Origin of the sequence: Pseudomonas sp. SIMBA_068, from assembly GCF_046534705.1 — a bacterium.
Classification (GTDB): domain Bacteria; phylum Pseudomonadota; class Gammaproteobacteria; order Pseudomonadales; family Pseudomonadaceae; genus Aquipseudomonas; species Aquipseudomonas putida.
Map to the genome: position 1 here is coordinate 364,872 of NZ_JAWRYI010000003.1, position 11,892 is coordinate 376,763.

Sequence of the window (11,892 nt, forward strand, 5' to 3'; positions counted from 1 at the left end):
GCCCATTCGCGGCACAAGGCCGCTCCTACAGGATAGCGGCGCCCTTGAAACCGGCGCCGTCCCTGTAGGAGCGGCCTTGTGCCGCGAACGAGGGCGAAGCCCTCGCTGGTCAGATCAGCAGTGTCAAGTTACAGCGCTGCAATCCGCGCATGCTGCTCGGTGAAGTTGGCCAGGGCCTGTTCGGACTCGGCCAGCTTGGCGCGTTCCTTCTCGATCACGGCAGGCGGAGCCTTGTCGACGAAGGCGGCGTTGGACAGCTTGCCGCCTACACGTTGCACTTCGCCTTGCAGACGCTGGATTTCCTTGTTCAGGCGCGCCAGCTCGGCATCCTTGTCGATCAGGCCGGCCATTGGCACCAGCACTTGCAGGTCACCGACCAGGGCAGTGGCCGACAGCGGCGCTTCGTCGGTATCGCCGAGGACGGTGAACGACTCGACCTTGGCCAGCTTCTTCAGCAGCGCTTCGTTTTCGTGCAGGCGGCGCTGGTCGTCGGCATTGGCGTTTTTCAGGAACAGCGGCAGCGGCTTGCCCGGGCCGATGTTCATCTCGGCGCGGATATTGCGCAGGCCGACCATCAGTTCCTTCAGCCACTCGATGTCGCCTTCGGCAGCTGCGTCGATGCGCGCTTCATTGGCCACCGGCCACGGCTGCAGCATGATGGTCTTGCCTTCGATACCGGCCAGCGGCGCGATGCGCTGCCAGATTTCTTCGGTAATGAACGGCATGAACGGGTGCGCCAGGCGCAGCGCCACTTCCAGTACGCGCACCAGGGTGCGACGGGTGCCGCGGGCGCGCTCGACCGGGGCGTTTTCGTCCCACAGTACCGGCTTGGACAGCTCCAGGTACCAGTCGCAGTACTGGTTCCAGATGAACTCGTACAGCGCCTGGCTGGCCAGGTCGAAGCGGAACTGCTCCAGCTGGCGGGTCACTTCGGCTTCGGTGCGCTGCAGCTGCGAGATGATCCAGCGGTCAGCCAACGACAGTTCGTAGGCTTCGCCGTTCTGGCCGCAGTCTTCGCCTTTGTCCAGCACGTAGCGGGCGGCGTTCCAGATCTTGTTGCAGAAGTTGCGGTAGCCTTCGACGCGGCCCATGTCGAACTTGATGTCGCGGCCAGTGGAGGCCAGCGAGCAGAAGGTGAAGCGCAGGGCGTCGGTGCCGTAGCTGGCGATACCTTCGGGGAACTCGGCCTTGGTCTGCTTGGCGATCTTCTCGGCAAGCTTGGGCTGCATCATGCCGCTGGTGCGTTTTTCCAGCAGGGCGTCGAGGGTAATGCCGTCGACGATGTCCAGCGGGTCGAGGACGTTGCCCTTGGACTTGGACATCTTCTGGCCCTGGCCGTCACGCACCAGGCCGTGCACGTACACGGTCTTGAACGGGACTTGCGGGGTGCCGTCTTCGTTCTTGATCAGGTGCATGGTCAGCATGATCATGCGCGCAACCCAGAAGAAGATGATGTCGAAGCCGGTTACCAGTACATCGGTGGAGTGGAACTTCTTGAGGAACTCGGTCTGTTCCGGCCAGCCCAGGGTGGAGAAGGTCCACAGGCCCGAGCTGAACCAGGTGTCGAGTACGTCGTCGTCCTGGCGCAGGGCCACGTCGGCGCCCAGGTTGTGCTTGGCACGCACTTCGGCTTCGTCGCGGCCAACGTAGACCTGGCCGGCCTCGTCGTACCACGCCGGGATGCGGTGGCCCCACCACAGCTGGCGGCTGATGCACCAGTCCTGGATGTCACGCATCCAGGAGAAGTACATGTTCTCGTACTGCTTGGGCACGAACTGGATGCGGCCATCTTCAACGGCAGCGATGGCAGGTTCTGCCAGCGGCTTGGTGGAGACGTACCACTGGTCGGTCAGCCACGGCTCGATGACGGTGCCCGAACGGTCGCCTTTCGGCACTTTCAGGGCGTGGTCGTCGATGCTCACCAGCAGGCCCTGGGCGTCCAGGTCGGCAACGATCTGCTTGCGCGCGACGAAGCGGTCGAGGTTGGCGTACTGGGCCGGCAGGCGGGTGTCGACCTGCTCGTTGATACTGCCGTCGAGGTTGAAGGCCTGGGCGCTGGCCAGCACGAAGGCATTCTTGTCGAAGATGTTCAGCAGCGGCAGGTTGTGGCGCTTGCCGACTTCGTAGTCGTTGAAGTCGTGAGCCGGGGTGATCTTCACGCAGCCGGTACCGAACTCGGGGTCGCAGTAGTCGTCGGCGATGATCGGGATGCGGCGGCCAACCAGCGGCAGTTCGACGAACTTGCCGATCAGCGCCTGGTAGCGTTCGTCAGTCGGGTTGACCGCAACGGCCGCGTCACCCAGCAGGGTTTCCGGACGGGTGGTGGCAACGACCAGGTAGTCCAGGCCCTCGGCGGTCTTGGCGCCGTCGGCCAGCGGGTAGCGCAGGTTCCACAGGTGGCCCTTTTCGTCGTGGTTTTCCACTTCGAGGTCGGAGATGGCGGTGTGCAGCTTGGTGTCCCAGTTGACCAAGCGCTTGCCGCGGTAGATCAGGCCGTCTTCGTGCAGGCGCACGAAAGCTTCCTTGACCGCGTCGGACAGGCCGTCATCCATGGTGAAACGCTCGCGGCTCCAGTCTACCGACGAGCCCAGACGGCGGATCTGGCGGCTGATGTTGCCACCGGACTGGTCCTTCCATTCCCAGACTTTTTCCAGGAACTTCTCGCGGCCCAGGTCATGCCGGTTCTGGCCCTTGGCTTCGAGCTGGCGTTCGACCAGCATCTGGGTGGCGATACCGGCGTGGTCGGTACCTGGCTGCCACAGGGTGTCGCGGCCTTGCATGCGGCGGAAACGGATCAGGGCGTCCATGATCGCGTTGTTGAACCCGTGGCCCATGTGCAGGCTGCCGGTCACGTTCGGCGGCGGGATCATGATGGTGTAGGACTCGCCTGCACCTTGTGGGGCGAAATAGTTCTCGGACTCCCAGGTGTTGTACCAGGAAGTTTCGATGGCGTGCGGCTGGTAGGTCTTATCCATGCGCGGCGGGACCCTGTGCATTTATTCGGGAAAGCCGGGAAGTATAACCAAGCTGGGGTGTTGAGGCGACAGCCGCTGGGGCTGCTTTGCAGCCCATTCGCGGCACAAGGCCGCTCCTACAGGGATCGCGGTGCCTGCAGAAGCTGCCTTGTGCTGCGAATGGGCCGCAAAGCGGCCCCGGAATATCACTCGGTACGCTTGATCAAGCGCTCGATCCGCGCATCCAGCCGGCGCTTGATCTCGTTCTCGATATGCGGGGTAAAGTCGTTGATCACGTCCTGCATGATCATCTGCGCCGCTGCGCGCAGCTCGCTTTCCAGGTGCAGCAGGGTGTCCTGCCGGCGTGTCTGCGGGTCTTCTTCGGGCTCGACAGCGATTGGTTCACCATCAGGCGCAGGGTTACCGGCAGGTTCTTCCAGCAGCAACGGGATCTGCTCCACCGTCTCGGTCAGCAGCGGTGGTTGCAGGTCGGCGTCGCCAAGCAGCTGGCGGATCGACTCGAGGTCATCGAGCAGATGGGCGGAGTCGGGCAAAGGGGAGGGCTTGTCCATCGTCGTCAAAGTCGCTGTAAGCGGTGGTCTTGCAGAGCATAGCCCTGTTCGCGGTAGAAACGGAATCGCTCACGGGCTGATTGGCGGATGCCAGGCTCTTCCACCACGATTTCGGCCACCCGCTCGAACTGGCCGACGAAGCCCGGCACGCCGGCCCCCAGGTTGATCAGCAGGTCGCAGTGATCGCCCGCGTTGTCAGCCAGGCCAAGGGCCACGCCGGCATCGGCATGCAGCTCGGCCAGGTCGTGGGGCACGAAGGCCTCACCCTTGAAGCGCCACAAACGCAGGTCCAGCTCGCTGCGCTGTTCTTCATCCTGACAATGCAGATAGACCCGGTGGCCGAGGCGCCAGGCCTTTTCGCACAGTTTGCAGGCGAAATCGAGCCGCGCCGACAGCGAGTCGGTGGGCAGGATGTAAAAGTCGACTTTGCTCATGGTGGTAATCGCCGGCCGGAGGTGCGCAAGGCACCACCGGCCTCACGGCGTCAGGCGCCAGCGCGGTCCAGCAGGTACTGGGTCAGCAGCGGCACTGGGCGGCCTGTGGCGCCTTTGTCCTTGCCACCACTGATCCATGCGGTACCGGCGATGTCCATGTGCGCCCAGTTGTAGGCCTTGGCGAAGCGTGACAGGAAGCAGCCTGCGGTGATGGTGCCGGCCTTCGGCCCGCCGATGTTGCCCATGTCGGCGAACGGGCTGTCCAGCTGCTCTTGGTATTCATCGAACAGCGGCAACTGCCAGGCACGGTCGTCGGCGCGCTTGCCAGCGTCGAGCAACTGGCCCACCAGGTCGTCGTTGTTGCCCATCAGGCCGGTGGTGTGGCTGCCCAGGGCGACGATGCAGGCGCCGGTCAGGGTGGCGATGTCGATCACCGCCTGCGGCTTGAAACGCTCGGCGTAGGTCAGGGTGTCGCACAGCACCAGGCGGCCTTCGGCGTCGGTGTTGAGGATTTCGACGGTCTGGCCGCTCATGGTGGTGACGATGTCACCCGGGCGGGTGGCGCCGCCGCTTGGCATGTTCTCGGCACAGGCCAGCAGGCACACCAGGTTGACCGGCAGTTGCAGTTCGAGCACCGCACGCAGGGTGCCGAACACGCTGGCAGCACCGCACATGTCGTACTTCATTTCGTCCATGCCGGCGCCTGGCTTGAGGCTGATGCCGCCGGTATCGAAGGTGATGCCCTTGCCCACCAGCACGAACGGCTTGTCTGCCTTCTTGCCGCCTTGGTAGTTGAGCACGATCAGGCGGGGTGGCTGGTCGCTGCCCTGGCCCACGGCGTAGAACGCGCCCATGCCCAGGTCCTTGATCTTCTTCTCGTCCAGCACCTCGACCTTCAGCGCCTTGTGCGCCTTGCCCAGCTCCTTGGCCTGTTCGGCGAGGAAGCTTGGGTGGCACAGGTTAGGCGGCAGGTTGCCCAGGTCGCGGGTGAAGGCCATGCCGGTGGCAATGGCGCTGGCGTGCTTGACGGCGCGCTCGACCTCGGCCTGGCCGGCCTTGTCGGCCAGCAGGGTGACTTTTTTCAGGGCGCGTGGCTCGACCTTCTGGCTCTTGAAGCGGTCGAACACGTACTCGCCGTCGAGCAGGGTTTCGGCCAGCAGGCGGTATTTGCCGTAGTGTGCATCGCGGTTGTTGACCGCGACATCGTCCAGGGCCAGCACTGCATCGGCGCCATTCAGGCCCTTGAGCACGCCGGCCACGCTGGCGACCAGTTTGCGCCAGGCGCGGTCGCCCAGGGCTTCGTCCTTGCCGCTGCCTACCAGCAGCACGCGCTCGGCTTTCAGGCCCTGCAGGTTCTGCAGCAGCAGGGTCTGGCCTGGCTTGCCAGCCAGGTCGCCGCGCTTGAGCACAGCGCTGATGGCACCTTCGCTGGCCAGGTCGACAGCCTTGGCAACAGTGCCGAGCTTGCGGTTTTCACCTACCGGAATGACCAGGGTGGCGGTTTTTACGGATGCAGCAGCTACGCTTTTTACAACCAGTTCCATGTCAGGGTCCCCGAATGATCGATACGAATGGCGCTGTGTATTCCAGCGCTCTGGACGGGCCTGGCGGCGGAGTCGCGCGCCAGCGGAAAAGCTGCCAGTTTGAGCCTGCGGCAAGCGTGCTGACAACCCCGTTATGCGCCTTCATGCGCGGCCAAGTGACAGGCGCGGTCAATCACAGGATAATGCGCGCACTTTACATGGAGGTTCGCCTTTGGCGAACCGGCATTGGTCTTGGCTGTACTAAGTCATTGTTTGGCGCCATTGCATGGCAGTCCGCCCTGACAACCCAGGAGTGTCTGGTTTGATCGTCTTTCGTTATCTGTCCCGCGAGGTCCTGGTGACCTTGAGCGCCGTCAGCGCTGTGCTGCTGGTGATCATCATGAGCGGGCGCTTCATCAAGTATCTGGCCCAGGCGGCCCAGGGCGTGCTCGACCCGGGCGTGCTGTTCCTGATCATGGGCTTCCGGCTGCCGGGTTTCCTGCAACTGATCCTGCCTCTGGGGCTGTTCCTCGGCATTCTCCTGGCGTACGGGCGGCTGTACCTGGAAAGCGAGATGACCGTGCTGTCCGCAACCGGTATGAGCCAGCAGCGCCTGTTGGGGCTGACCATGGTACCGGCGGCGCTGGTCGCCCTGCTGGTGGCCTGGCTGAGCCTGAGCCTTGCGCCGTTGGGCGTTGCCCAGGTGCAGCAGATCATTGCCCAGCAGGACACGCTGACCGAGTTCGACACCTTGGTGCCGGGCCGCTTCCAGACCTTGCGTGACGGTTCGCGGGTGACCTACACCGAGCAGCTGTCGGACGACCGCGTCAACCTGGCCGGGGTGTTCATCTCCGAGAAGCGCTTCAACCAGGACAAGACCAAGGACCGCGCCCCATCGGTACTGGTCGCTGAAAAAGGTCACCAGGAGATCCAGGCCGACGGCAACCGCTACCTGGTGCTGGAAAACGGCTATCGCTATGACGGTAACCCGGGCCAGGCCGATTACCGCGCGATCAAGTACGACACTTATGGTGTGCTGCTGCCCAAACCGGAAGTCGCCGAGGAAGTCACCGAGCGCGAGGCCATCCCCACTTCCGAGCTGATCGGCAAGAAGGGCCTGCGAGAGCGTGCCGAGCTGCAATGGCGGCTGTCGCTGCCGATCCTGGTATTCGTCGTGACCCTGCTGGCGGTACCGCTGTCCCGGGTCAACCCCCGCCAGGGCCGCTTCCTCAAGCTGCTGCCGGCAATTCTCTTGTACATGGCCTACCTGACAATGCTGATTTCCGTACGCGGCGCCCTCGAGAAGGGCAAATTGCCGATTGGCCTGGGCATGTGGTGGGTCCACGGCCTGTTCCTGCTGATCGGCCTCGGCCTGTTGTACTGGGAACCGATGCGCCTCAAGCGCGCCGCCCGTCGTGCGGAGGTGGCCCATGGGTAAGCTGGACCGCTACATCGGCCAGAGCGTACTGCTGGCCATCCTGGCTGTGCTGGGCATCATCCTCGGCCTGGCCTCGCTGTTCGCCTTCATCGACGAGATGAGCGACCTGAGTGACACCTACACGGTGATGGAGGCTGGCAACTTCGTCATGCTCACCGCACCTCGGCGGCTGTACGACATGCTGCCGATGGCCGCCCTGATCGGCTGCCTGATCGGCCTGGGCAGCCTGGCCAGCAGCAGCGAACTGACCATCATGCGTGCGGCCGGGGTGTCCATCGGCCGCATCGTCTGGGCGGTGATGAAGCCGATGCTGGTGCTGATGCTGGTCGGCCTGCTGATTGGCGAATACGTGGCGCCGGTGACCGAGAACAAGGCCCAGGCCGACCGTTCCCTGGCCCAGGGCGGTGGTGAGGCGCAAAGCTCCAAGCGCGGCATGTGGCACCGACAGGGTGAAGAATACGTGCACATCAACGCCGTGCAGCCCAACGGCCTGTTGCTGGGTGTGACCCGTTACCGCTTCGACAGCGAGCGCAAGATCGTTACTTCGAGCTTCGCCCGCCGCGCGCAGTACCAGAGCGACCACTGGTTGCTCGCCGACGTGCGTACCACCTACTTCCGTGGCGACCACACTGAAGTCGTCAGCGCACCGCAGGAGCGCTGGGATGTCTCGCTCACGCCAGAACTGCTCAATACGGTAATCCTGGCGCCGGAGTCGCTGTCCATTACCGGGTTGTGGGATTACATCCACTACTTGTCCGACCAGGGCCTGAACAATGCCCGTTACTGGTTGGCGTTCTGGACCAAGGTGCTGCAGCCGATGGTCACCGCGGCGCTGGTGCTGATGGCGATTTCCTTCATCTTCGGCCCGCTGCGCTCGGTAACCCTCGGCCAGCGCGTGTTCACCGGTGTGCTGGTGGGTTTCGTGTTCCGCATCGCCCAGGACCTGTTGGGGCCTTCGAGCCAGGTGTTCGGCTTCCCGCCGCTGCTGGCGGTGGTGATCCCGGCGGGGATCTGCGCCTTGGCCGGTGTCTGGCTGTTGCGTCGGGCAGGATAGTGGCCTGAGTTGTACAAAAAAGCCGACCTCAGTGTCGGCTTTTTCATGGGTGTTGCCTGTTCAGGCCTCTTCGCGGGTAAACCCGCGAAGAGGCCTGAACAGGCAACACAACGCTCGGATCATTTCTTCTGCTTCGGCACCCGCACCAGCTGGCTTTCCGAATAGATGTCATGCCAGCCACGCTTTCGCTTGTCGATCAACACCCAGAAAAAACCCAGCCCCAGACACAGCCATGAGGCAATCGATACCACGAAGCGCAACAACGCCTGCCACAGGCTGATGGCAGAACCATCGGCATTCTGCACGCGCACGCCCCACACCTGCATACCCAGCGTCTGCCCGCCATGGGTCCAGAACTTGGCAAAGAAGCCGAACAAGGCGAACAGCAGTACCGTCGACAATAGCGGGTCGCCATCCAGTGCGCCGGCTTCGGTCAGCTCTCGCATGCGCGCTTCGCCGATGATCGCCATCTGGATCAGCTTGTAGGCACCGGCTGTCACGATGAGCAGCGCAGTACATAGCAGGAAGTCATAAAACATTGCGGCCAGTCGTCGGCCCAGGCCAGCAGCGGGGAAGTCGCCCTGAGGGATAAGGTGGGGCTTGGGCATCGCTCGGCAACTCCAGGGGAAAAAGCTCATTCTATGGAATCGCAAGCAAAAAAAAGCCCCTGCGCGTCAACGCAGGGGCTCTTTTTTAGAAGTATCAGGCTTCAGCCTGGACTTCGTCAGCCTGCATGCCTTTTTGGCCTTGCACAGCAACGAAGGTCACTTTCTGGCCTTCTTTCAGGCTCTTGAAGCCGTTGCCCTGGATGGCGCGGAAGTGCACGAACAGATCCGGACCGCTTTCTGGGGTGATGAAACCGTAACCTTTTTCGTCATTGAACCACTTGACGGTACCGTTCTGACGCTCAGCCATTGTCTTATTTCCTATGAAACTTAAATTTTGATGACAGTTTCTTCTGCATTGTTTGTAAGCAAAAGATTACTGGGCTGGGTTGCAGGAAAGTAAGAGACGTCGAACGGGTTGTAGCAGATTGCGGCTACTGGCCCAGGTCACGAACTGTTGCGACCCATGCAAACACAGTGCACTGACTCTACGACAACTCCCGAGCGAAAAACAAGCCCTTGGTCGAATGGAAAATCGGCCGCTTGCCGATAACCGACCAATTTGTCGGAAACGGCATGGCGCCTGGCCTGGCGCCATGTTCAAAAGTTATTGGGCAGGTTCGAAAACGAATATGTCGAACCTGGCCATAATCTTCACAAAGCCGTTTCAACCACGGTAGTAACGTTGCGCCACGAAAGGCATTTTGCTGACTTTCAAGGCAACCTTCTTGCCGCGCACCACGGCAAACAGTGCGGTGTCGAGTGCAGCATGTTCACTATCGATATAACCCATTGCAACAGGTGCGCCGAGTGTCGGGCCAAAGCCGCCGCTGCACACTTTACCTACCGGCTTATCGTTCGCATCGACAATATCCGCGCCTTCACGTACTGGCGTGCGCTCCTGCGGCAACAGGCCGACACGTTTGCGCGCCACGCCGTCGCGCTGGTGGGCAAAGATCGCTTCGGCGCCGGGGAAGCCGGCCGCACGTGCACCGTCGGCACGGCGCACCTTGGAAATCGCCCACAGCAGGCTGGCTTCGATCGGGGTGGTCTCGGTATTCATGTCATGGCCATACAGGCACAGGCCGGCTTCCAGGCGCAGCGAGTCGCGTGCGCCCAGGCCGATAGGCTGTACTTCGGGCTCGGCCAGCAGGCGGCGGGCCAAGGCTTCGGCGGCCTGGACCGGTACCGAAATCTCGTAGCCGTCTTCGCCGGTGTAGCCTGAGCGGCTGACGAAGCAGTCTTCACCCAGCAGTTTTACCGGCCGGAACTGCATGAAGGTCATGCCGCCCACTTCCGGGGCCAGGCGCTCCAGTACCTTGACCGCTGCCGGCCCTTGCAGGGCAAGCAGGGCACGTTGTTCGAACAGCGGCTGCACCTCGCAACGGCTACCGATGTGCGTTTGCAGGTGAGCCAGGTCCTGGTCCTTGCAGGCGGCGTTGACCACCAGGAACAGGGTGTCGTCGCCCAGGTTGGCAACCATCAGGTCGTCAAGGATGCCGCCTTGTTCATTGGTGAACATGGCATAGCGCTGCATGCCCACCGGCAGGTCGATGATATCCACCGGTACAAGGCTTTCCAGGGCCTTGGCGGCATCGGCACCGCGCAGGATGATCTGGCCCATGTGCGAGACATCGAACAGGCCGGCCTGCTCGCGGGTGTGCAGGTGTTCCTTGAGCACGCCCAGCGGGTACTGCACCGGCATGTCGTAGCCGGCAAACGGCACCATGCGCGCACCCAGTTCCTGGTGCAGGGCGTGCAGTGGGGTCTTGAGCAGTGTTTCGGACATCGGTGACTCCTTGGTTTTATTGTTGGGTCAACATTCGATGATGTTGACGGCAAGACCGCCGCGGGCGGTCTCCTTGTATTTGCTTTTCATGTCGGCGCCGGTCTGGCGCATGGTGCGGATGACCTTGTCGAGCGACACGAAGTGCTGCCCGTCGCCGCGCAAGGCCATGCGCACCGCGTTGATCGCCTTCACCGAGCCCATGGCGTTGCGCTCGATGCAGGGCACCTGGACCAGCCCGCCGATCGGGTCGCAGGTCAGGCCCAGGTTGTGTTCCATGCCGATTTCGGCAGCGTTTTCCACCTGCTGCACGCTGCCGCCCATCACTTCGCACAGCGCGCCGGCGGCCATGGAACAGGCCACGCCGACTTCACCCTGGCAGCCCACTTCGGCGCCGGAGATGGAGGCGTTCTCTTTGTACAGGATGCCGATCGCCGCGGCGGTGAGCAGAAAACGCACCACCCCGTCGTCGCTGGCGCCCGGCACGAAGCGCATGTAGTAGTGCATCACCGCCGGGACGATGCCCGCCGCGCCGTTGGTGGGTGCGGTAACCACACGCCCGCCATTGGCGTTTTCCTCGTTCACTGCCAAGGCGTAGAGGTTGACCCAGTCGAGCACCGACAACGCATCGCGCAGGCTGGCTTCCGGGTGGCGGCTCAGCTGGCGATACAGGGCTGGCGCCCGCCGCTTGACCTTGAGCCCGCCCGGCAGGATGCCTTCATGCTGGCAGCCGGCTTCGACGCAATCCTGCATCACCTGCCAGATACGCAGCAGCCGGGCGCGGGTCTCCGCCTCCGGGCGCCAGGCGGCCTCGTTGGCCAGCATCACCTGGCTTACCGACAGGTTTTGCGTGGTGCAGTGGCCAAGCAGTTCCTTGGCGGTCTTGAACGGGTAGGGCAGCACTGTGCTGTCCTCGACGATACGGTCGTGACCGGCGGCATCCTCGTCGACCACGAAACCACCGCCCACCGAGTAGTATTCGCGGCTGCGGATTTGCAGGCCGGCGTCGTCGAAGGCGCGGAAGATCATGCCGTTGGGGTGGTAGTCCAGCGGCTTGCGGATCATTGCCAGGTGCTGCTTTTCGATGAACGCAATGCGCTGTTCGCCCAGCAGGTTGATGTGGCCGCTGTCGCGGATGGCTTGCAGGCGGCCTGGGATGGAGCCGGTGTCGACGGTGTCGGGGTGTTCACCTTCAAGGCCTAGCAGTACGGCCTTGTCACTGCCGTGGCCCTTGCCGGTGGCGCCCAGGGAGCCATACAGCTCGGCCTTGACGCTAACCGTGCTGGGCAGCAGTCCGTCGCGGCGCAGGCCTTCGGCAAAACGTGCGGCAGCACGCATCGGGCCGACCGTATGGGAGCTGGAGGGGCCGATGCCGATCTTGAACAGGTCGAAGACGCTCAGTGACATGGTGGTTCCTCCAGCCAGGAAAATTAGGCGGACGGTGAACCCTGTGGGAGCGGGCGTGCCCGCGAATGCGTCGGTGAAGGCATCATCGCATTCGCGGGCGCGCCCGCTCCCACAGAGGT

At 63.0% G+C, this 11,892-nt stretch carries 10 protein-coding genes; 2 read left to right on the top strand and 8 right to left on the bottom strand.

What is annotated here, in order from left to right:
- Nucleotides 1-128: 128 nt before the first annotated feature.
- The 4 genes from SB756_RS10780 to SB756_RS10795 form a co-directional block, all read right to left on the bottom strand.
- A complete protein-coding gene (locus tag SB756_RS10780; RefSeq protein ID WP_341797664.1) occupies nt 129-2,975 on the bottom strand; it encodes a valine--tRNA ligase in 2,847 nt (948 codons plus the stop codon).
- Between the two features lie 185 nt (nt 2,976-3,160).
- Nucleotides 3,161-3,526 (bottom strand): hypothetical protein, encoded by a 366-nt coding sequence (locus SB756_RS10785; RefSeq protein ID WP_016501311.1) that lies wholly within the window; start codon nt 3,524-3,526, stop codon nt 3,161-3,163.
- Between the two features lie 5 nt (nt 3,527-3,531).
- A complete protein-coding gene (locus tag SB756_RS10790) occupies nt 3,532-3,960 on the bottom strand; it encodes a DNA polymerase III subunit chi (RefSeq protein WP_410910807.1) in 429 nt (142 codons plus the stop codon).
- Between the two features lie 50 nt (nt 3,961-4,010).
- Nucleotides 4,011-5,504 (bottom strand): leucyl aminopeptidase, encoded by a 1,494-nt coding sequence (locus SB756_RS10795; RefSeq protein WP_341797667.1) that lies wholly within the window; start codon nt 5,502-5,504, stop codon nt 4,011-4,013.
- 301 nt (nt 5,505-5,805) lie between these two features.
- Here SB756_RS10795 and lptF point away from each other — a divergent pair, with 301 nt between their 5' ends.
- Together lptF and lptG are read left to right on the top strand one after the other, a co-directional pair.
- Nucleotides 5,806-6,921 carry an LPS export ABC transporter permease LptF gene (lptF, locus tag SB756_RS10800; protein WP_016501308.1) on the top strand — a complete coding sequence of 372 codons (1,116 nt, stop codon included), beginning with the start codon at nt 5,806-5,808 and terminating at the stop codon, nt 6,919-6,921.
- Nucleotides 6,914-7,975, top strand: a complete 1,062-nt coding sequence (lptG, locus tag SB756_RS10805; RefSeq protein WP_063426410.1) for an LPS export ABC transporter permease LptG — start codon at nt 6,914-6,916, stop codon at nt 7,973-7,975. The genes lptF and lptG overlap by 8 nt, the downstream gene beginning before the upstream one ends.
- Nucleotides 7,976-8,094: 119 nt before the next feature.
- On the opposite strand, the gene SB756_RS10810 is transcribed toward lptG, so the two are convergent.
- From SB756_RS10810 to SB756_RS10825, 4 genes are all read right to left on the bottom strand, one after another.
- Entirely contained in the window at nt 8,095-8,583 is a 489-nt protein-coding gene (locus SB756_RS10810) for an RDD family protein (protein WP_016501306.1), read from the bottom strand.
- Between the two features lie 94 nt (nt 8,584-8,677).
- Nucleotides 8,678-8,890: a cold-shock protein gene (locus SB756_RS10815; RefSeq protein ID WP_016501305.1), complete on the bottom strand. Its 213-nt coding sequence runs from the start codon at nt 8,888-8,890 to the stop codon at nt 8,678-8,680.
- 357 nt (nt 8,891-9,247) lie between these two features.
- Complete coding sequence (gene gcvT / locus SB756_RS10820) at nt 9,248-10,369, bottom strand: glycine cleavage system aminomethyltransferase GcvT (RefSeq protein ID WP_410910808.1); 1,122 nt, start codon at nt 10,367-10,369, stop codon at nt 9,248-9,250.
- A gap of 27 nt (nt 10,370-10,396) precedes the next feature.
- Nucleotides 10,397-11,773 carry an L-serine ammonia-lyase gene (locus tag SB756_RS10825; RefSeq protein WP_410910809.1) on the bottom strand — a complete coding sequence of 459 codons (1,377 nt, stop codon included), beginning with the start codon at nt 11,771-11,773 and terminating at the stop codon, nt 10,397-10,399.
- Nucleotides 11,774-11,892: the final 119 nt, after the last annotated feature.

Bases quoted from the DNA above. Each gene is read 5' to 3' on its own strand.
- SB756_RS10780 (WP_341797664.1), bottom strand. From the start codon at position 2,975: ATGGATAAGACCTACCAGCCGCACGCCATCGAAACTTCCTGGTACAAC.
- SB756_RS10785 (WP_016501311.1), bottom strand. From the start codon at position 3,526: ATGGACAAGCCCTCCCCTTTGCCCGACTCCGCCCATCTGCTCGATGAC.
- SB756_RS10790 (WP_410910807.1), bottom strand. From the start codon at position 3,960: ATGAGCAAAGTCGACTTTTACATCCTGCCCACCGACTCGCTGTCGGCG.
- SB756_RS10795 (WP_341797667.1), bottom strand. From the start codon at position 5,504: ATGGAACTGGTTGTAAAAAGCGTAGCTGCTGCATCCGTAAAAACCGCC.
- lptG (WP_063426410.1), top strand. From the start codon at position 6,914: ATGGGTAAGCTGGACCGCTACATCGGCCAGAGCGTACTGCTGGCCATC.
- SB756_RS10810 (WP_016501306.1), bottom strand. From the start codon at position 8,583: ATGCCCAAGCCCCACCTTATCCCTCAGGGCGACTTCCCCGCTGCTGGC.
- SB756_RS10815 (WP_016501305.1), bottom strand. From the start codon at position 8,890: ATGGCTGAGCGTCAGAACGGTACCGTCAAGTGGTTCAATGACGAAAAA.
- gcvT (WP_410910808.1), bottom strand. From the start codon at position 10,369: ATGTCCGAAACACTGCTCAAGACCCCACTGCACGCCCTGCACCAGGAA.
- SB756_RS10825 (WP_410910809.1), bottom strand. From the start codon at position 11,773: ATGTCACTGAGCGTCTTCGACCTGTTCAAGATCGGCATCGGCCCCTCC.